This window comes from Streptomyces sp. 35G-GA-8 (assembly GCF_023534745.1).
In the GTDB taxonomy this organism is placed as follows: domain Bacteria; phylum Actinomycetota; class Actinomycetes; order Streptomycetales; family Streptomycetaceae; genus Streptomyces.
In genome coordinates this window covers 48,170-67,760 of sequence record NZ_JAMHJQ010000016.1, presented here as the reverse complement: position 1 = coordinate 67,760, position 19,591 = coordinate 48,170, and the positions used below count along the sequence as shown (strand labels likewise).

General features: G+C 69.1%; 18 protein-coding genes and 1 tRNA gene. 10 read left to right on the top strand and 9 right to left on the bottom strand.

From position 1 onward, the window contains the following. Positions 1 to 70: 70 nt before the first annotated feature. Positions 71 to 673 (bottom strand): hypothetical protein, encoded by a 603-nt coding sequence (locus tag M1203_RS31145; RefSeq protein WP_308404933.1) that lies wholly within the window; start codon positions 671 to 673, stop codon positions 71 to 73. Between the two features lie 527 nt (positions 674 to 1,200). Between M1203_RS31145 and M1203_RS31140 the strand changes: the two genes are divergently transcribed. From M1203_RS31140 to M1203_RS31130, 3 genes are read left to right on the top strand one after another with little or no spacing between them, the layout of a single operon-like run. Further along, positions 1,201 to 1,464 (top strand): hypothetical protein, encoded by a 264-nt coding sequence (locus M1203_RS31140; RefSeq protein WP_249953171.1) that lies wholly within the window; start codon positions 1,201 to 1,203, stop codon positions 1,462 to 1,464. Then, on the top strand, positions 1,461 to 3,755 hold the full coding sequence (locus M1203_RS31135) for a cation-translocating P-type ATPase (protein ID WP_249953170.1): 2,295 nt from the start codon (positions 1,461 to 1,463) through the stop codon (positions 3,753 to 3,755). Before M1203_RS31140 ends, M1203_RS31135 begins: the two co-directional genes overlap by 4 nt. After that, on the top strand, positions 3,752 to 4,285 hold the full coding sequence (locus tag M1203_RS31130) for a copper chaperone PCu(A)C (RefSeq protein WP_249953169.1): 534 nt from the start codon (positions 3,752 to 3,754) through the stop codon (positions 4,283 to 4,285). The genes M1203_RS31135 and M1203_RS31130 overlap by 4 nt, the downstream gene beginning before the upstream one ends. A gap of 24 nt (positions 4,286 to 4,309) precedes the next feature. Here M1203_RS31130 and M1203_RS31125 read toward each other — a convergent pair whose 3' ends face one another. Beyond that, positions 4,310 to 5,011: a DJ-1/PfpI family protein gene (locus M1203_RS31125; RefSeq protein WP_249953168.1), complete on the bottom strand. Its 702-nt coding sequence runs from the start codon at positions 5,009 to 5,011 to the stop codon at positions 4,310 to 4,312. 301 nt (positions 5,012 to 5,312) lie between these two features. On the opposite strand from M1203_RS31125, the gene M1203_RS31120 reads away from it, so the two are divergent. Together M1203_RS31120 and M1203_RS31115 are read left to right on the top strand one after the other, a co-directional pair. Further along, positions 5,313 to 6,422: a ferric reductase-like transmembrane domain-containing protein gene (locus tag M1203_RS31120; protein WP_249953167.1), complete on the top strand. Its 1,110-nt coding sequence runs from the start codon at positions 5,313 to 5,315 to the stop codon at positions 6,420 to 6,422. A gap of 346 nt (positions 6,423 to 6,768) precedes the next feature. Beyond that, positions 6,769 to 8,010, top strand: coding sequence for an MFS transporter (locus tag M1203_RS31115; protein ID WP_374404431.1), 1,242 nt, complete (start codon positions 6,769 to 6,771; stop codon positions 8,008 to 8,010). Positions 8,011 to 8,066: 56 nt separating this feature from the next. Here M1203_RS31115 and M1203_RS31110 read toward each other — a convergent pair whose 3' ends face one another. The 5 genes from M1203_RS31110 to M1203_RS31090 form a co-directional block, all read right to left on the bottom strand. Next, the gene (locus M1203_RS31110; RefSeq protein WP_249953165.1) at positions 8,067 to 8,822 is read right to left on the bottom strand and encodes a class I SAM-dependent methyltransferase; all 756 of its coding nucleotides are present in this window, start codon (positions 8,820 to 8,822) and stop codon (positions 8,067 to 8,069) included. 437 nt (positions 8,823 to 9,259) lie between these two features. Continuing rightward, complete coding sequence (locus M1203_RS31105) at positions 9,260 to 10,987, bottom strand: relaxase/mobilization nuclease domain-containing protein (protein WP_249953164.1); 1,728 nt, start codon at positions 10,985 to 10,987, stop codon at positions 9,260 to 9,262. Continuing rightward, positions 10,984 to 11,325, bottom strand: a complete 342-nt coding sequence (locus tag M1203_RS31100) for a plasmid mobilization relaxosome protein MobC (protein WP_308404937.1) — start codon at positions 11,323 to 11,325, stop codon at positions 10,984 to 10,986. The genes M1203_RS31105 and M1203_RS31100 overlap by 4 nt, the downstream gene beginning before the upstream one ends. A 492-nt stretch (positions 11,326 to 11,817) precedes the next feature. After that, positions 11,818 to 12,603: a DUF2637 domain-containing protein gene (locus tag M1203_RS31095; protein ID WP_374404428.1), complete on the bottom strand. Its 786-nt coding sequence runs from the start codon at positions 12,601 to 12,603 to the stop codon at positions 11,818 to 11,820. A 261-nt stretch (positions 12,604 to 12,864) separates the two neighbouring features. Further along, positions 12,865 to 14,139 carry a DUF3631 domain-containing protein gene (locus M1203_RS31090; protein ID WP_249953270.1) on the bottom strand — a complete coding sequence of 425 codons (1,275 nt, stop codon included), beginning with the start codon at positions 14,137 to 14,139 and terminating at the stop codon, positions 12,865 to 12,867. Between the two features lie 944 nt (positions 14,140 to 15,083). On the opposite strand from M1203_RS31090, the gene M1203_RS31085 reads away from it, so the two are divergent. Both M1203_RS31085 and M1203_RS31080 read left to right on the top strand, forming a co-directional pair. Beyond that, positions 15,084 to 15,296 (top strand): helix-turn-helix domain-containing protein, encoded by a 213-nt coding sequence (locus M1203_RS31085; protein ID WP_249953162.1) that lies wholly within the window; start codon positions 15,084 to 15,086, stop codon positions 15,294 to 15,296. Further along, positions 15,296 to 16,459, top strand: a complete 1,164-nt coding sequence (locus tag M1203_RS31080) for a tyrosine-type recombinase/integrase (RefSeq protein ID WP_374404425.1) — start codon at positions 15,296 to 15,298, stop codon at positions 16,457 to 16,459. Before M1203_RS31085 ends, M1203_RS31080 begins: the two co-directional genes overlap by 1 nt. Positions 16,460 to 16,783: 324 nt before the next feature. On the opposite strand, the gene M1203_RS31075 is transcribed toward M1203_RS31080, so the two are convergent. Next, positions 16,784 to 16,857 (bottom strand) — tRNA-Gly (locus M1203_RS31075). Between the two features lie 243 nt (positions 16,858 to 17,100). On the opposite strand from M1203_RS31075, the gene M1203_RS31070 reads away from it, so the two are divergent. From M1203_RS31070 to M1203_RS31060, 3 genes are all read left to right on the top strand, one after another. Beyond that, positions 17,101 to 17,283 (top strand): hypothetical protein, encoded by a 183-nt coding sequence (locus M1203_RS31070; RefSeq protein ID WP_249953161.1) that lies wholly within the window; start codon positions 17,101 to 17,103, stop codon positions 17,281 to 17,283. 69 nt (positions 17,284 to 17,352) lie between these two features. After that, positions 17,353 to 17,928, top strand: coding sequence for a dCTP deaminase (gene dcd / locus M1203_RS31065; protein ID WP_249953160.1), 576 nt, complete (start codon positions 17,353 to 17,355; stop codon positions 17,926 to 17,928). Between the two features lie 27 nt (positions 17,929 to 17,955). Then, positions 17,956 to 18,453 (top strand): phosphoribosyltransferase, encoded by a 498-nt coding sequence (locus tag M1203_RS31060; protein ID WP_249953159.1) that lies wholly within the window; start codon positions 17,956 to 17,958, stop codon positions 18,451 to 18,453. A gap of 100 nt (positions 18,454 to 18,553) precedes the next feature. On the opposite strand, the gene M1203_RS31055 is transcribed toward M1203_RS31060, so the two are convergent. Continuing rightward, complete coding sequence (locus M1203_RS31055) at positions 18,554 to 19,543, bottom strand: Yip1 family protein (RefSeq protein WP_249953158.1); 990 nt, start codon at positions 19,541 to 19,543, stop codon at positions 18,554 to 18,556. Positions 19,544 to 19,591 lie beyond the last annotated feature (48 nt).

Sequence of the window (19,591 nt, the reverse complement as noted above, 5' to 3'; positions counted from 1 at the left end):
CCCCGTTCAGGCAGGGCCGGGCACCGTGACCGCGCCGGGCGGAACCGTCGTGGTCACGGGAATCGGGCTGTCACAGGACAGCGGTTCCCGTGGGCGGGCCCCGTGAGGTGATGGCATGGGCGAGCAGCAACTGGCGCGGTCTGTCCACGGTGTGCGGCAAATCGACGCGCGCGGGTGGTGGAGCGGAAGATGTCGGCACGGCGCCCGGCAGTCGCAGAGGCGCGACGATCCAGCCGGCGCAGGCGCGTAGGCACTGGAAGGCGGCCCGCTCCCCGAACGCGAGCCACAGGCCGCACAGCACGGCGGCCAGGAGATGCGCGGAGAGCATCCCGAACGGCGCGATACCGCCCTGTCCGGTGCCCATGGCCATGCCGTCGGACATGCCCGGCATTCCGGCCATCCCGGCCATGGTGTGGTGGGTGTGGTCAGCCATGGTCACGGCAGGTGCTGCGCACAGCACATGCTGGATCCACTGTGCCATGATCGAGGCGCCGCCCGAATCGGCGGGACGCAGTGTCACCTGGGCCAGGGCGAACCAGGCGTGCAGAACGGCTTGGACAGCGACCACCGAGGACAGGACCGCCGGGAAGCCGCGTTCCCTGTCGGTCAGTGCCCATCCTGTGGCCCCGGCGATCGCGCTTGCGAGGAGCACCGCCGGCCATGGAACGGTCATTCCCGACATGAGGACGTGACCCAGGGCAGCGAGAAGCACACTGACGGCCGCGAACAGCGCGGCCCTCACTCCGCGGAAGCATGGACCCAGGGTCATGACGGTGTCATCGTCGCACCGCGATCACCCCGGGAAAAGCCTCTTCCGCGATGTCCGCCAGGGAGACGGAGACCTCTGTCACAACGGAGAGAAACCTTGGCAAAGCGGGGAACTGGACGGCTGCCAAAGCCGACGGGTAGACGGGTGTCCACTCGTCGGCCGACATGAATGGAGTCTCCTGCCCCTTGAGGAGACACGCGACCGCGCAGTCGGCCGCGTGACTCACTTTCCATGATTGTCGGGCGAGCGGTGCCCGGAGTTCCCGCGGCTCGGCGGGAGAATCCTCACACGATGACGAGCCCGCACAACCGCGGCCCGCGAGTCCGCCTCATGTCAGCATGGCGTCCCGAGCGTGTGCGGGCCCACCGCCACGACCCTCGATTCCCGCCGTTTGTCCGGCAGCCGGCGGAGATCTCTTCTCTGGAGCAGTGATGGCGGACCGGCATGTGCCCTTCGTCCCGCGGGTGGTGGCGTTGCTGAGGCGATGCGTGCCGCCCCCGGCATTGACCGGGTTCCTGGTTCTGCTGATGGTGCTCTTCGGGGTGTCGTACGCGGTCGGCTCGGCGGTCGGCCCAGTCGCTCCAGGCATGCACTCCACCGACACCGGGCCCCAGGACTCGTCCGACAGCCCACGGGGCGGCGACGCCGACGACATGGGCGACATGGGTGGTATGCACTCGGACGGCGGGCGATGAGCACGGAGACCAAGGACACCGCGGCGGTCACCACGGACCTCCTGGTCGGCGGGATGACCTGTGCCGCGTGCGTGAGCCGCGTGGAGAAGCGGCTGGCCAAGCTCGAAGGAGTCACCGCCACCGTCAACCTGGCCACCGGGAACGCCCGTGTCAGTCACCCTCCGGACATCACGCCCGAGGTCTTGGTGGCGACGGTCGAACGGGCCGGCTACACCGCTCAACTCCCCCTGCCGCCGGCGCCCGAGGAGGGGACGGAGCAGACGGAAGCCCCCGATTCGCAGGAGGCGGACGAGGCGCGCCGACGGCTGTTGGTGACAGCGCTGCTCTCCGTACCGGTCCTGGTGCTCTCCATGGTTCCGGACCTGCAGTTCCGTAACTGGCAGTGGCTCTGTTTCGCGCTCGCCGCTCCGGTGGCTACCTGGGGGTCCTGGCCCTTCCACCGCCGTGCGCTCACGGGAGTGCGCCACTCGGCGGCCACGATGGACACACTGGTGTCGCTCGGCGTGGCGGCCTCCTTCGCCTGGTCGACCTACGCGCTTTTCCTCGGCGGCGCCGGCGATCCGGACATGCGTATGCCGTTCACGTTCCTGCCTTCCGCGGGCGACGGCATACCGCACATCTACCTGGAAGCGGCGGTCGGTGTACCGCTGTTTGTCCTCACCGGGCGTTTCCTCGAAGCACGGGCCCGGCGGGCCACGGGGCAGGCGATGCGCGCGCTCGCCGGACTGGCCGTCAAAGACGTCACGGTGCGGGTCGACGGCGAAGAGCGCAGTATCCCCGTCGAGCAACTCCGCGTGGGGCAGGAATTCGTCGTCCGGCCCGGCGAGCGTGTCGCCACCGACGGCGTCGTGGTCTCCGGCAGCTCCGCGCTCGATCTGTCCCTGGTCACCGGGGAGAGCGAGCCCGTCGAAGTCGCCCCCGGCCGGGCGGCGGTCGGCTCGGCGGTCAATGCCGGTGGCCTGCTCACCGTCCGCGCCACGGCGGTCGGGACGGACACCCAGCTCGCCCGCATCACGCGTCTCGTCACCGATGCCCAGGCCGGCAAGGCCCGCGCGCAGCGGCTGGCCGATTCAGTGGCGGGCGGCTTCGTCCCGGTCGTACTGACGCTCGCCGTCACCGTGCTCGGATTCTGGCTCGGTGCCGGAGCCGACCCGCAGGCAGCGGTCACCGCCTGCGTGGCGATCCTGGTCGTCGCCTGCCCCTGTGCCCTGGGGCTGGCGACCCCCACCGCGCTGCTGGCGGCGACGGGGCGCGGCGCGCAGCTCGGCGTACTCGTCGGCGGTCCCCAAGCACTGGAGACACTGCGCCACATCGACACGGTGGTTCTCGACAAGACAGGCACTCTGACCACGGGCCATATGAGTGTCACCGACGTCACGGTGGTCGCCGACGGCCTCGGGGAGCGGGCCGTACTCCGGCTGGCCGGAGCGGTGGAACGAGGTTCGGAGCACTCACTCGGCCGGGCACTCACCGCGTACGCCCGACGCACCTTGCCCGAGGTGCCCTTGCCCGAGGTGACGGAGTTCGCCGCCACCGCCGGGATCGGCGTCACCGGTCTCGTCGACGGCCACCGCATTGAGGTGTGTGCCCCCGGGGACGGCATGGCGGAGTCCCTGACGCGGGCGCTGGCGGACGCGGAGGCCGCGGCGCGCACGGCGGTACGGGTCCGGGTCGACGGGGTGGACGAGGCGCTCATCGCCCTCGGAGACGTCCTGCGCCCAGGGAGCTACCGCGCCGTTGACCGTCTCAAGCGCCTTGGGGTGGAGCCCGTACTGGCAACTGGTGACCGCGAGGTCACCGCCGAGGCGGTCGCCGCCGAACTCGGCATCACCGAGGTGCACGCCCGGTGCACCCCCGAGGGCAAGGCCGACCTCGTCCGCCGACTACGCGCCGAGGACCGTCGTGTCGCGGTGATCGGCGACGGCGTGAACGACGCCGCCGCCCTCGCGGGCGCGGACCTGGGCATCGCGATGGGAAGCGGAGCGGATGTCGCCATCGGCGCGGCCGACGTGACGCTGGTGCGCGGCGACATCGAGTCCGTCCCCGACGCGATCGGCCTCGCCAGACGCACCCTCGGCACCATCCGTACCAACCTGATCTGGGCTTTCGGGTACAACGTCGTGACCGTGCCACTCGCGGCAGTGGGGTTGCTCAACCCGATGGTCGCCGCCGCGGCGATGTCCGTCAGTTCCCTGCTCGTGGTGGGCAACAGCCTCAGGCTGCGCGCCTGGCGGCCCTCTCACGCACCGAGAAGCGGAGCGCGTATGAAACAAGGAGCACAGCGGAGATGACCGACCGGCCCTCGCACGAGATCTCGACGGGATGGCACATCACGCGCGAGCGTCTGCGCGACGGTTTCTACGCCGCGCTCATCCCCTGGACGGCCTGCGTGCTCGCGCTGGCAGGTCTGACTCAGTGGGTCGCGGCGGGGCAGGCGGGCAGGCCGCCCGCCCTTGAGGTCACCGACCCGCACGTCTTCCTTCCGTACAGCGACAACACGGAGACCGCCGCGTTCTTCACGGTGACCAACAAGGGCGGCGCGGACGACGAGCTCATATCCGTGACGTCGCCCGCCATTTCGAAAGCCATGCTGAGCCGGCACCAGAGCAACGGAGGAGGGGCCGACTCCATGGGGATGGCGGAGTCGGCCACGGTGCCCGCCGGGGCGGCCCTGACCATGTCGCCGTACGACCTGGACGTGATGGTCACACTCGACGAAGGGACTCGCCTGAACGAAGGGGACGCCGTCCCGTTCGTCCTCCACTTCCGTCACAGTGACAGCGTCAGAGCGGTGGCGACCGTGGTGCGCCCCGGCAGTTGATCGAGCCCGTCGGCGTCTCACGGCTCAGGCCCGCCGCCACACCGTGCCGCGTCGCTCGTACTCCAGCACCGTCTCGACCCGCTGGGCGAGTTCCGCGCCCACGAACCGCTCCACCAGCCACAGCGCGACGTCCAGCCCGGAGGTGATGCCGCCGCCGGTGACGAGGTCGCCGTCGTCGACCACGCGCCCGTTGATCACCGTCGCACCCTGGGCGGCCAGATCCGCCTTCGCCCCCGCGTGGGTGGTGGCGTTGCGCCCCTTGGTCAGCCCGGCGGCCGACAGCACCATGACGCCGGTGCAGATTCCCACGGGCAGCGCCTCGGAGGCGGCCAGTCGGTGCAGGAATCCCCGGTCCGCGATAAGCCTGTTCACACCCGGTCCGTCCTTGGCCGTGTACCCGCCGCCCGGCACCACGAGCACGTCCGCCTCCTGCGGCGACCAGCCCTTGTCCACCTCGACCTTCGTGCGGTAGGTGCAGGTGATCGTGGAAGGCCCCCCGGGCGTCACCATTGTCGTCGTCAATGCGCCGCCGCTCATCCGCCCCGCGAGCCCGAGCACCTCCACCGGGGCGATGAAGTCCTGTTCCTCCACGCCGTCGAACATCAGCACCTGCACCCGCAGTGGATTCGCCGCCGATACCGCCAACGCGCCGTCGCCCACGGCCCCGACACCGGCTGCCGCGCCGACGGACAGAGCCGAAGCGCGCAAGAACGTACGTCGCTCCATGACCGACCTCCCTGGATTCATCGTCTGCACAAGATGTCGGCAGACATCCGCGTCCAGTTCCTGAGCCTGACCAAGTGGTCGGCGTGAAAGCCGACTCCAGTCGTTCAGCGGCCCCGATAAGTTCCCGGCGATGGTGGTGTTTTTCAAATGCCCGCGAAATGTGGAGTCCGGATCGCTGTCTTCCCTGGCGGGAAAATCGTCGTTATTCTCCACCGCAGGGAGCGTGGTACAGACCAACGTTGCCGCGGGTTGCTCACCATCGGTGTCCCGTGGCACGTCCTACGGGAACCGGAGTTGAGTGATGGCTGAGTCCTCGGGATCGGTGACGCCTTCGTCGCGTCAGCGGAAGGAACGTGCCCGTTTCGACTGGGCCGGTCTGCGCGCCGATCTGCGAGGCGCGGTACCGGACGCCTCACTGGCTCTGGTGATCACCCTGTTGATCTACTGGCTGCTCTACGTCCGCGCGGAGAACGGGACCTCGGCGACCGTCAAACTCATGCCTACCATGGCGAACGCCGGCGAGTACTGGATGTACTGGATGTGCCAGGCGTTCGGATGGTCAGCGATGCTGTGGGCCTACGGGACCGTCATATTCGGGCTGATGCGCTCCGGTCCGAGACCACGCTGGGGCTGGCTGCCTGCGGCGCGGCTGGAGAAATGGCACCGCACCACGAGTCTGACCACCATCGGTCTGATGTTCATGCACGCGCTCTTCTTCTTCACCGACCAGATCAGGACCAACCAGGATCAGTGGTCGCTCGGGCGCAGCGTATGGACCGCGTTCGTCGACGTCTTCGTACCCGGCGGATACGCGACCGGCACCGGCCGTGTCGCCATCCTGGTGGGCCTGCTGGCGATGTACCTGGCCATCCCCCTGGGGCTCGCCTTCTACCTGCGGCACCGGACCGGTTCGCGCATGTGGCTGGCCCTGCACCGCTTTGTCATCGTGGTCTACATACTCAGCGCCTGGCACACCCTGCTGTACAGCAGCCAGGCGTGGTTCGACGGCCCCTTCCGCACCATGGTGTGGGCTCTGCAGATCCCCATCGCCGTCCTGCTCCTGGTCCGCCTGATGGCACCGGCCCGCCCTGGCGAACGCCTGCGACTGCGGGGCCCCCGGCGCCGTGACGTCGCGTTGCCGATCAGCGCGCGGCTGCTCGGCAGGATCGTGGTGGCGGCCACGATCCTGGGGCTCGTCGCTGTCGTCGTCACCGGCGTGGACGGCGGTCGGTCGCCCGAGGACGGCGCTCTCGTGCCGTGGCCTCACAAGTGGGTGATCTGGGCTGGCCTGGTGCTGTTCACTCTGGCCATCGTCGCTGTGGTTCTCAGGCTCCGGCCCCGAGCCGCCGGCACGGCGAAGTCCGGGGTCCCTGAGGAGGAGCGCGCGACCGACACGGCCGACCGGGTCTGACGCCGCGGCGGTGCGTTTCGCCGAGGGCATGGTGTATTCAGGGAATCGGGGCCGAGAGTGCCCCGGTTTCTTGGCGACTGGATATTCCCCGCCCCGCGGCTGTCGTGAAAGCACCGAAAGGGAGAGTACCGAAAAGGAGAGCCCCGGAAATTCGCAGGGTTCCTTCGAGTCCTTCAACGGTTTTCACCACGACGCTTGAAGAGGAAGATTCCTCGTACGGATTTCCTGAAAGCCGCCGGGAACCCCGCGAGCCTCATCGACGACTTCTCAGGCAGGACTCCACCGTCCGAACCAGGGAGGCGGCAATGCGTGGACGCAAGAACGACAGGTCCCGGGCCACAGGCCGATGACCACGTCGACACCGCCCCCCGCGAGCACCCGGCGGCGGCGCTTCCCGGCCCTCCAGGCTTGGCGTGTCCTCACTGGCGCCCAACTCGCCTTGTTGGTCGGCGGGTTGCTTATCAACATCGGCACCTTCGCCGTCTACCCGTACCTTGCCGTTCTGCTGCGTGAACGTCTGGGCACCGGGATCGCGCAGGTCGGCATCATTCTCGGGGCGGCCACGCTGGTGCAGTTCGCCGGCGCACCGTTCACCGCCGCGTTCGCCGAACGGATCGGGCTGAAACGGTCCCTGATGCTCGCCACTTGCCTCTACACTCTGGGCGCGCTGATGTATCTGGGCGGGATGGGTGAGCCCGCACTGATGGTGGTGGCCCTCTTCGTGAGCTGCGGCGCGGGGGCGCTCTATTCCCCCGCGTACCGTGCGTACCTGGTGCAGTCGGCGACAGCCGAGCAGCGCCCGCAGGCGATGTCCGCGGGCAACGCCGCCGGCAACCTTGGCATCGCGCTCGGGCCGGTGGCCGGGGCGCTGTTCCTCCGTGATCCCGCCCTGCTGTTCACCCTCAGCACGGCCCTGTACTCGACGCTGATGGTCGGCCATTTCCTCCTGCGACCCGAGCGTCCGGCTGCGGGCGGGCAGCCGCCCGTGGAGCCCTTCCGGCGGGTACTTCGCGGCCTGGCCCGCGTTCCCTTCGCGGTGACGGCGCTCACCCACTATCTGTACATGCAGTTTTACCAGTATCTGTCCGTATACGCGGATGGACGAATGGCCACGGCCCTGTACGGCACGATCATGATGGGCTACTCACTCGGCCTGGTCGTGGTTCAGCCGCTGGCGGCGCGATGGGTCGGACAGACGCGGCACTCGGTGGCGATGGCGATCGGCTTCTCCTGTATGGCCGTTGGCATGGCCGCGTTCGCCACGGGCCGACCGGCCGGAGTGGCTGCCGGGGCCGCGGCGATGAGCGTCGGCACCGGTGTGCTGTTCCTCAAGAACGAGCTGGAGGCGCTGGAGCTGTCGCAACGATCGGCCGCGGTGACGTTCGGCCAGCAGCGACTTGCGGTCGGAGTGGGCGCGTTGCTCAGCGGTGTGATCGGCGGCGCCGTGTACGGGCTGTTCGAGCGGGCGGAGCTGCTGCCGGGATTCTGGCTGGCCGTCGCCGCGCAGTGTGTCCTGCTCCCGCCGCTCGTATTCGTGGCGGCGCGCCGACTGAGTCGGACGAAGACCGAGTTGAGTGGCGCGACGTGAGACCGGGGGTCGCGCTGCTGCGCGAGCCCCGGTCCGCACGATGATGCCGGGGATGGTCAGGAGGCCGGCGCGGCGGGCTTCTCGTAGACAGTCACATAGTTGCCTTTGCCGCTGAACTTCTCACCACGCCAGTCGCCCCACCGCCCGCTGAATTCGAGACCGGCCAGACGTGCCATCAGGTCGAGCTCGCTGGGCCAGGCGTAGCGCATGAACGCGGGTGCGAGCCTGATCCCGCTATTGGTGATCATTACGTGATGGCCTTCGAAGCGCTGCTCGACGGGGTCGTGGCGGACGGCGGTGAGCCGTACATGGTCAAGACCCACCTCGTGGGCTTCCACGCGCTGCTCGCGGTCGTAACGTGCCACGTCCGGCATCGGGCATTCGAGGACGAACCGGCCGCCGGGAAGCAGCCGGCTTGCCGCGTTGGCGAAGCAGCGCACCTGCTCGTCCTGGGTCATCAGGAAGAAGAACGTGGAGAACACGACGAACACCATCGCGAACTGGTCGTCGGTGCCCGGGTCGACGTCGGCCATGTCGCCGATGGTGGCGGGGATCCGGGCACCGCCCGGCTTGGCGCGCATGCGTGCCACCATCGCCTCCGAGGCGTCGACGCCTCGCAGGTCGACGCCCTCCGCGGCCAGTGGGATCGTCACCCGGCCGGTACCCACCGCCAGTTCGAGGACGGGTCCTGCGGGCCCTTCCTTGATGAGCTCGGCGAGGAACCGGACCGCGTCCGCGGGGTCGATGTCGTGCCACTCGTCGTACACGTCGGCGTTCAGCTCGCCATAGGTCTCCGGCCCGTGCTTCTCCATGAAGAATCCTCCTGGAAGGTCGAGTCGCCGTCGAGCACGGCCGGGAGCCCGTGCGCTATGACGAGGGTCCACTCAACACGTCGGTCGACCGGCCCGGAGAGTGGTCGAGTCGCCGTCGAGCACGGCCGGGAGCCCGTGCGCTATGACGAGGGTCCACTCAACACGTCGGTCGACCGGCCCGGAGAGTTCCCCAACCGGACCGATTCGGGGACGTCTTGACGTCGTCGGGTACGTGGCGCCGGCCTTCCCCGCCGTAGACCGAGGGATCGGCTTCCGTTTCCTGCAACGGAAAAGGGGGCTGTCGCAGGGGCGGACTGCCGGAACGCCGAAGGTGGAACGAGGTCTCAACGGTTGTTTCGACCGGGACATCACGGGTGCCGTGATCGCGCCAGTGGCGTATGGCCGGCCCCACTCAAGAAACCTCTGGCCATCGCGGATCATCGGCCTCTGCGCGGTTGATGCGGAAGATCCGTGACGGGGCGTGCTGTCCTCAGCGAGGACGATGGCGGGGTCGCTTTCTCGCCCACCGGCGCGTGCTGGGCGTGGGCCGGGAGGCCGGCAATGTGCCGGAGGCGCCATACCAGTACGTCGCTGAGGGAGTCGGCGGTGTCGAGTTCTCGTTGTGTGGCTGCTTGGGTGAGCAGGGTGGCGGGGTGGTGGCCGGTGGCTTCGGTGTCGGCGAGGGTGGTGGCCAGGGCGTGCCAGCCGGGCTCGGCGAGGATCCGTTCGGCCAGTTCCGGCACCGCTTGGCGCAGGTTGGCGGCCTGTCTGCGCTTGACGGGCTGCGGCAGGTCTCGGCCGCGGTGGTGGAGGACGCCCATGGGCTGCTGTGCGGCCGCGTGGTAGGCGGCGCGCAGGTGTTCGGCGGCCTGCCGTGCGGCAGCGGCCTGCTGGGCGTGCTGGTGTCTGGCGTGCCAGTGCGCGGCGCCGGTCACCAGGAAGAACACCATGTCGATGACCATCGCCGTGGTCGCGCCGTCTTCTCCGCGGCCCAGGGCCGGGCCGCTGTGGACGAGGTCGCGGGCGGCCTGGCGCAGGGCGTGGTCGTGTCCGCGTTCCGCGCGGATGTGGGAGCGGGTGGCGCGCTCGAACGCGAAGGCGGCCTCACGCAGTTCACGCCGCGTATGAGCGGCGGAGGTCTTGGCGAGCGCGTCCAGCACCTCACCCGCCGCCGCGACCTGCGCGGCCACTGCCCTGTCGTCACCGTGGTCGACGACCAGCACCGCCTGCCACACCGCGGTGGTCGCACGACGGCGCGCCGCTGCCGGGCTCATGGGCTGGCCCGCCCGGCTGGTCCGGGCTTCGCTGTCGTGGTCCGGTTCCGTGCTGTTGCCGGACCAGCGTTCGCGGATTTGGGGGAGCGAGAGGTCGGGGGCTAGCTTGGAGCCTGGATAGAAGACCGGCTCGCCGTCTCTGTTGCGATCGTCGGGCAGTGCGACCTTGTAGCCCAGCAGGTCGCCGGAGGGGGCGGCGCGCTTGCGGATCAGCAGGCCGGCGGCAGCGAGACGGTCGAAGAACTCCTCTTCGCCCTGGGCGCCCGCGACTGCCCGGCGGACGTGCTCACGCAGTTCCTCACGTGAGGTCCGCTCGCGGCCCTGACGTTCGGCTTTGTGGCGTTCGGCGCTGGTGGGGCGTTTGGCGGCGGTGCCGTCGCCGGGGGTGACCCGGCGCAGGCCGTAGTCGGCTTCGATGCGGCGGGCCTCGGCTTGGGCGCGGCGGGCTTCGTTGTGCAGCCGTGGGCGGCGGCCGTCGTCGCGTACCAAGGTGGCGACGATGTGGATGTGGTCGTCGGCGTGGCGGACGGCGGCCCATCGGCAGGCTCGTTCGTCTCCGTCGGGGGCGACACCGGTGGCGGCGACCGTCCGGCGGGCGATGGCCGCCCAGTCCTCGTCGGACAGGATCGGGTCCTCGGGGCTGGCCCGTACGGACAGGTGCCATACGTGCTTCTCCGGGCGCCTGTCTTGGGCGAGGGCGTTGACGGGCTGATCGAGCAGGCGCTCAAGTTGCTCGTAGGTGGCACTGGGGTCGCGGCCGGGGTCCGGAGTCAGCGGATCGAAGGCGGCGACCAGATGCGGGTCTATGTGGTCTTCGTGGGTGCCGGGTCCGTAGAGGTAGCGGATCAGGCCGATCGTCCTGCTGCCGCGTTTGTGGATGCTGGGGATCATGCCGGGGTGTGGCCGTCGCGGTGGGCGAGCAGGGCGTCGGCGGCGTCCTCCATCCGGCGGGCCGCGCCGAGGACCGCGTGGGCTGTGGCGTCGAGGTGGGGTGCGTCGGCGCCGGAGTTGAGGGCTTTGGCGGCCTGGTTGAACAGGCCGTGGATGCGGCCCAGGTGCCGGCGGGCGGCGAAGATCTCGGCGATGACTTCCCGTTCGGTGGCTATCTCGGCGGCGGTACGGGTCAGGTCGCGGGCCGCTTTGTCCACGGCGTAGGCGAGGAAGGCGGCGTTGCTCATCTCGCACTGGTCGGCGGCTTTCGTGAAGCGTGCGAACTCGGCGTCGTTCATCCGGCAGCTGGGCTGGTGCATTCGCTTGAGCGGCTTGGGCTGGCGCGGGCGCTGACGCTTGCGCGAGAAGTGCTCGGTCGGCCGTTCCCCTCCATGCTGCGAACCGCCCTCGGTCGCTGCCTGCCGGTCCGGTGCCCCCTGGCGCCGGACCGCTCCCGCCACCCCTGGGGCGGGAGACCCGGGAGCATTGCTCCCGGTACAACTTGCTCCGCTGGTACTGGTGGCCGTCATCTCCCGCTGCAAACGGTCCGGCTGCCCAGGCGACTTCGTCGGTGTCAGCGACTCGTCGGGTGTGTGGTCGGGGTAGTGCGGGTGGTACGTCACGAGCGGTTCTCCGAAAGTGGGCGGGGCAGGGCGGGCAGGTTCACTGGGACGGGCTGGCGGCTGCTGTGGTCAGCGCCCCATCCATAGATGTGGATGAGCGGGTGACGAGTGGGGACTGGCGGGTCGGGGTGACCGGAAGGGGTTCCGGTCACCCCGTCGGGATTCCGGTCAGCCGCTCTCCGGACCGGCCCCGGCGCCGGCTTCGATCTCGGGCCGAAGGATGTCCATCACCTCGGTCTGCCGGTCTCCGCCGATCGTCAAGTCCCTGTCCTTGACGGCCTTCCGGAGAAGGGAGCGACTCAGCGTGCCGTGCTCAGAGAGAGCGGTCCGGCCGATCTCCACAAGTTCCTCGACCGTGGCTTTCGCCGGACGGCCACCGCGCGGCTTGCTCTCCGAAACCCGGGCAGGTGATTCCCGCGTCTCGGCGGACGCCGTGGTCGGCAGGTCGGCGGGCCGCTCGGAAACCGTGTCCGGACGGCCTGCGGGTTGGTCGACGAGCTGGTGGATCTGCCGCATCAGGACACCGAAAGCGAGCAGGGCTGCGGTGGGCGGGACCGCGGCGACCACATAGTCGAGCAGCGGCACGGCGTTGGTGCTGTTGACGCCTGCGACGTTGAGGGCGATGGAGCCGACCGATCCGGTGGCGGTCACGGCGATGGCCCATCCGTCGGTGACCCTGCGCAGGCCGGCGCGGAGCATAAGGAGTTCACCGGCGACGATGAACGCGTCCAGGGTTGCCGGCCAGGCCCATTGACGGACGGGTGAGCCGCCCAGCCCGTGCTTCCCTGCGACTTCGGCGAGATGCGCGTAAGACAGCCAGAACGCCCCGGCGGTCAGGGTCACGATGACGACACCGGCGGCCACGAGCGCGTAGCGCTCGGCGGTGTGCTTCGTCACCCGCAGACCATGGTTCGACGTGACGGTGGTCTCGTGCCGGGTGGTGGGCTGGGGCAAGCGGGTTCTCCTCAAGTAGCGGGTGGTCCGTCCTGGCGGGCCGGGGGTGACATGCCGGGGATGCCTGGGACGGCACAACTGGGGGTGGGGCACTGCCTCAGCGAGGGCAAGGCCGCCGTGGGGGCGGGACTCGTACCACTCGTTGCGTGCCTGGTCAGGACAGGTACGGGTGAAGTGGTGATGTCGAGTCGACTCGTTGCGAGGTCTTCACTCGTCCCCGCGCTGACCTGGGCGGGGACGGGTGCGACGGGACGTTCCGAGTCAGGGCGCGGTGCCGGGCAGCAGCTCCGCCGTGGCCACGGTGGAACCGGCTGCGGGTGCCGGTTCGGGGCAGTAGCGGGCCCAGGCGTCGAGGAACTGGTTGCGGGCGAAGCCTTTGGCCTGGGTGCCGTCGGGGAAGCGGCGGTTGGCCGAGCTGATGCCGTAGGGCTTCAGGAGCAGTTGCAGGCCGCGTGGCGTCAGGCCGCCGGCACCGTACTCCGCCCACGGCGCTTCCCTGTCCGCGTTCAGTGCCTCCAGCAGGCGCTTGGTGGCCAGCACCGCCGGGTCGCGCTCGGCGCCGAAGGCCCGGCGGATACCGACCAGCAGGCGGGTACGCAGACCGCCTTCCTCGTCCTGCCCCGCCTCGTAGTCGCTCATGATCCGGCAGGCGGTACGCACGAGCGCGGGCCAGTCGCCACCGGCGAGGTCGGCGACGATCACCAGCGGCTCCCATGTGTCGGCCGCGCGGTCCTCCACCGGCATCACCGGCTCCCTGTCCGCCGCCAGCGCACCGAGGGGCTGGAGCCAGGAGGCGAGGCGGTCACGCAGGGCGTGGAGCGCGGGGGTGTCGCGGTGGGTGCGGAAGGCCGCGACCTTCTCTCCCGGTGCGCGGCGGCGCATCCGGATGACGACCGACCGGTCCATGATCGTGTCCGGCAGGTCGTCGATCCCGGCAAGGGCTGCCATGGCGAACGTGGGGAACGGGGTCGGCTTGTGCTCGGGCCCGGAGACCCGCAGCGTGGGCCGGTTCCGCTGATGCCCGGCGTTCAGCAGGCCCCGGAGGTCCTCGTTGCGCTCCGCCGCCTTCGCGGTGCCGAAGAGGGTGTCGGCCTCGTCGACCAGGAGGGTGGGCGGATTGTCGTCGGTGATCGAACGGAAGATCGCGGCAGGACTGGCGTTGACCGTGATCAGGCAGTTGTGCACCGTCTCGGTCAGCACGTCCAGCAGCCGTGACTTGCCGCACCGCTTCTCCGGAGCGACCACCGCCAGACGCGGCGCGTGCTGCCACGCTGGTTGCAGATGCGTCGCCGCCACCCACAACGTCACCGCCGTGAGGGCCTCAGCCGAAGGCAGGATTACGTACCGCGTGATCTGCGCCTGCAGATCGGCCAGTACTTGTGCCCCTTCGAGCGGCGGCGTCGCTGGAGGCTCGTCGTCGCGGTCCTCGTCCGTGGGAGGCACGGTGGACTTGGCGCCCTGGCCGGGTACGGCGACCGGACGCCACGGTGGCGTCACGTCACGGTGGGACGGGGTCTGCGGCTGGGCTTCGGTCATACTGGGCATCAGCTCCTCTGCTCGCGGGCCTTATGGGACGGCAATCCCGGTTTCCGCAGGTTGATCGCTAGGGATGGCGGTTGAGAGGTTGCGGTTGAAGCCCCCGGCCTTGCCGGGGGCTTCATTCATGCATGGGGCGGTATGGCTGCGGCGGGTCAAGAGGCAGGCGGCTAGGGCTGGTTGGGTCGCCGCTGGCGGGCGAATCCAAGACAGCCACAACCACCCCGCACAAGTCCAGCATTCGCCAGAGAAAGCGGACAGCTGTCGGCGAACACCTGCTGCGGGGCTTGCATATAACGGTAGACCCGAAACGCCGGTCGACAAAAAAGCCCGAGCAACGGCAAAGTCAGAAGCATCACATCACGGATATCTTGCACAGCCGTCGTGACCCGAGCTACAACACATAACCCCACGTCAGACCACGCCTTGTCGGCCGAATCCACCACTCATGGCCGCGCCCTCAGGGGGGGGCCAGCTAACCCCCCTCACGGATATGCGGAGCGCAACATAGCCGCAGAACGCCGGTTCACCAAACCGGCGAACGCGAGGTACACATTTGGTCATGGAAAACAGGCCGCTCGCAAATAGGCTCGGCAGGATCCCAGGGGAGCCAACCGTTGAATCCCCCCGCGCTCAACAAGGCACCGGCCAGCGCCAACCCGTCCACCGAGCCGCCGCTTTGGGCAGGCTGATGACCAACGCCTTCGTGTCCCCAAGCGGTCCTGCCGGTGAGAACGGCCCCACCAGCGACGCGTAGCTCAACTCCCGCCCTGGCTCCCCCGCAGGGGCGGGCGCCCGTAACCAACCGCCATCCCATGCGATCGACCACGCAGGCCGGCATTGCCGTGCCATATGCCTGCGAAGAGAGGACCCCGCCTTGCGCCGGCCAGCGACACCCCATGGCTCCGCTCGGACCACGCGTGCCGCGAAGGAGGTGACGCTGCATGGCTGACCCCCTCCTCACCGTGGACGAGGCGGCCGAACGACTCGGCACAGGTGTGCGTTTCGTCCGCCGCCTTGTGGCGGAACGCCGCATCGCTTTCGTCAAGGTCGGACGCCACGTTCGCATCGCCGACAGCGCCCTCACCGCCTACATCGAGGCCCACACCATTCAGCCCGCGCGACGGGTTCGCTCCGGCTACGGCAGGGCCGCCTGATGCCGCGCAAGCCGCAGCGGCGGCGCGAGTTCGGCAGCGTGCGCAAGACCCAGTCGGGACGCTTCCAGGCCCGCTACTGGGCTCCGGACGGTGTGCGGCGCTACGCGCCACACACCTTCGAGACCAAAACTGAGGCGACGACCTGGCTCACGCTGACCCAGGCGGACATAGAGCGCAAGCACTGGACCGACCCCGACGCCGGAGCGGTCAACTTCGAGGACTTCGCCAACAAGTGGGTTCGGGAGCGCGGCCTCGCGGCGACCACCGAGGATCTGTACACCCGCTTGCTCAGGCTCCACATCCTGCCTGCCTTCGGCGCGTGGGACCTGGACGACATCCAACCGGCGGATGTGCGCGTGTGGCGAGCCGAGCGGCTCAAGGCGACCAACGGCGCCAAGACCACAGTGGCCAAGTCCTACCGTCTGCTGAAGGCGGTGCTCCAGACTGCGGTCGACGACGAACTCCTCAAGAGCAACCCGTGCCGTATCAAGGGCGCCGGCAAGGAGGAGGCGGACGAGCGCGATGTCGCCGAGATCCATCAGGTCTACGCGCTGGCCGAGGCGATCGGACCGCGCTGGCGCCTCATGATCTTCCTGGGTGCCTTCGCGTCCCTCCGCCCCGAGGAACTCGCGGAGCTGCGGCGCGGTGACATCGACCTTGACGAAGGCGTCGTGTGGATCAGGCGAGCCGCACCGGAGCTGACCAACGGCCAGAAGGTCGTGGGAGCCCCGAAGTCGCGTGCAGGGAGGCGTGCGATCTACCTGCCCGACTTCGTGGTGCCCGAGCTGCGTCGCCACCTTCAGTGGTTCGCCGAGAAGGAACCGGACGGACTGCTTATCGTCGGAGAGCGCGGAGCCGCTTTGCGACGGTCTTCCTTCGGGCGCAAGTGGCGCACGGCGCGGACCGCGGCGGGCCTGCCGGACAGCTTTCGCTTCTACGATCTCCGCCACACCGGCAACACCCTTGCGGCGGACTCGGGCGCGAAGCTCAAGGACCTCATGGTCCGGGCGGGCCAGTCGAGCCCCAAGGCACAGCTGATCTACCAGCACTCCAAGAAGAAGCACCAGCGCAAGCTCGCGAAGAGCATCGACGCCGAAGTCCGGCAGCAGCGCGGCGAAGCAGCCGAGCAGGCCCAGGCGGAGACGCGGAAGCACTCCGGCTGAGGTCGTGGTGGCCTCGTCCGTCGCGGCGTGGCGGAGACAGGACCGCTCAGGAACAGTGGTCCTGTCTCCGCCGCATGCTCTCGGCGGAGTTCGCGGGCAGCGACATTGCCTTCGCAATGCCGCAACGCCTCACGCTCCTGTGACCCAGTTCACAGGAAATGCGTCTCGCCATTCGAGAAGTCCGGCGCGGAAAGGCTCGGGCATCGCGCAGAAGGCCGCCGAAACCGCGCTTCTGCCAGCAGAAAGGGCTGGTGGAGGGCTGGCCGGACAAGAAATGGTCTAGACAACAAAGGAGGCCCAAGTCGCTGACTTGGGCCTTAGTCGTGGAGCGGGTGACGAGAATCGAACTCGCGCTCTGAGCTTGGGAAGCTCATGTTCTACCATTAAACTACACCCGCGAGGCGAGCCGGTGATCGGCTGTGCATCGTCGGACACTCTACCTCATCGCGGGCCCCGGGCGTATTGCGCCGTGGGGCCGCTCGCGTTCCGGGGCGGGTTGCTGGGGCGTTGGGTGTGGGGTGGATGTGGGGGTGGTGGGCGGGAGTTGGGGCGTAGGGTCGGGGGCGGAGTGCCGTTGACGGGTGGGTTTCGTTCATCCCCTAGTGTGGGCTTTCGTCCGCGTTTGTTGGGGAAAGGACCTGATGGACTTGATGGAGCGCACCGTCGTCCGCTGTGCCGAAGGGCATGTGTTCAGTACCGCCACGTTTCCGATGCAGCAGCTCGATTCCGGACGGATCGGTCCCGGGCGGCTCATCCGGTGTCCGCGGTGTGCGCGGTTGCGGCATGCCGTGCCCGTAGAGGCCGTGGCGGTGGAGCGGCACTGACCGTAGTGGCTCAGGCGCGCGGGGCTGCCCGATTGGGGCGGGCTCGCGCGCTCTGCGTATCCTCGGGGCGTGCTTCTCTCAGACAAGGACATCCGGGCCGAGCTCGAATCCGGACGCGTGCGCATCGAACCGTATGACGCGTCGATGGTGCAGCCCTCCAGCATCGATGTGCGGCTCGACCGGTTCTTCCGGGTGTTCGAGAATCACCGCTATCCCCATATCGATCCCGCCGTCGAGCAGGTCGATCTGACGCGCACCGTCGAGCCGGACGGGGACGAGCCGTTCATTCTGCACCCCGGGGAGTTCGTGCTCGCGTCGACGTACGAGGTCATCTCGCTTCCCGACGACATCGCCTCCCGGCTGGAGGGGAAGTCCAGCCTCGGCCGCCTCGGGCTGGTGACGCACTCGACCGCCGGCTTTATCGATCCCGGGTTCTCCGGGCATGTCACGCTCGAACTCTCGAATATGGCGACCCTCCCGATCAAGCTCTGGCCCGGCATGAAGATCGGGCAGCTGTGTCTTTTCCGGCTCAGTTCGCCGGCGGAGTTCCCGTACGGCTCCGAGAGGTACGGCTCGCGTTATCAGGGGCAGCGGGGGCCGACCGCCTCCCGCTCGTATCTCAATTTCCATCGGACACAGGTGTGATATGGGAATGACAGGTGTGATACCGGAATGACCGAGACCCGAGAGAACCTCACCTACGAGAAGTTCGGCCGCGCCGTCCGCGAGCTGGCGCAGACGATCGCCGACGACGGGTACGAGCCCGATGTCGTGCTGAGCATCGCGCGCGGTGGTGTGTTCGTCGCCGGTGGGCTCGCCTATGCCCTGGACTGCAAGAACATCCATCTGGTCAACGTCGAGTTCTATACCGGCGTCGGGACCACGCTCGCGATGCCCGTCATGCTCGCGCCCGTTCCCAACGTGATCGACTTCTCCAACAAGAAGGTCCTCATCGCGGACGATGTCGCCGACACCGGCAAGACGCTGAAGCTGGTGCACGACTTCTGCGTAGACCACGTCGCCGAGGTGCGCAGCGCCGTCATCTACGAGAAGACCCAGTCCCTCGTGAAGTGCGAGTACGTGTGGAAGCGCACCGACGACTGGATCAACTTTCCCTGGAGCGTCGAGCCGCCCGTCGTCCGCCGCGGCGGGCAGGTCCTCGACGCCTGACGCGCTGTACGCCCAAGGGGCCCGGCGGTTCTCCCGTCCGGGCCCCTTCCGGGCGCGTGGTGTGTGGTGCGCGGTGCGTAGTGCGTGGTGCCCGAGCCCGCTACAGCGTGCCCAGCTTCAGCAGCGACAGCAGCGCGATCAGCTGGATCGCCGACGCGCCCAGCGCCTTCGGCCACGGCAGGTCGTGCGACTTGCCGACCATGACCGTGAACAGCGCGCCCGCCCCGATCCAGGTGAGCCAGCCGAGCACCTGCACCAGCGCGTTCTCCCCGCCGAGGAAGAGTGCGAAGACCAGACGCGGGGCGTCCGTGATCGACATGATCAGCATGGACAGGCCCACGGTCGGCTGCCAGGCGCCGTCGCCGCCGAGCTGGCGCGCGAGCGTGTGGGTCACCGCGCCGAGGATCAGACCGCCGAAGACGAAGGCGATGCCGGTGGTCAGGACGTACGGAATGGCCGTGGAGAGGGTCGCGTTGATCGCGTCCTCGCGGGCCGTGTCGAAGCCGAAGATCGCCAGCAGGCCGTAGACGAACGTCACGATCAGGGCGGGGCCCCAGACCGGGTAGTCGCGCATCCGCAGGAACGTCTCGGAGGGGCGCAGTACGACGCCGCTCAGCAGTTCCTTCCAGTGCAGCCGGGGGCCCGCGGGGACCGCGGCCGCGCCGGCGCGGTAGGCGGTCCCGTCGCCGTACGGGTCGTCGTTGACGCTGAAAGCCTGGGTATGACCGGGGTCGTTGGCGTACGGGTCGCCGGGCCGGCCGCCGTGTCCGCCCTGCGGGGGGTGGCCGTACTGCGCATGCTGCCCACGAAGGCCCTGCGGATTGTGCGGGCCCGGCTGTCCCTGCTGGCCGTACGGGTCGCCGAAGTACTCCGGTTCACCATGACCACCGCCGTGTCCGCCACCGCCGTATCCGTTCGGTGCGCCGCCGGCGGGAGGCCACTGCTGTCTGCCGTACGGGGGCGCGGCTTGGTGCCCGCCCCCGTAACCCGGGGGCGGTGCCTGCCCTCCGTACGGCTGTTGCTGCTGCCGCTGCGGTTGTTGTTGCGGGGTGCGGTTGTCCCGGCCGCGTCCGATCCTGAATCCAGCCACGCGATCGAACGTACCCGGTCCGGGCGGATCGGGTAGCTGAGGTGGCGT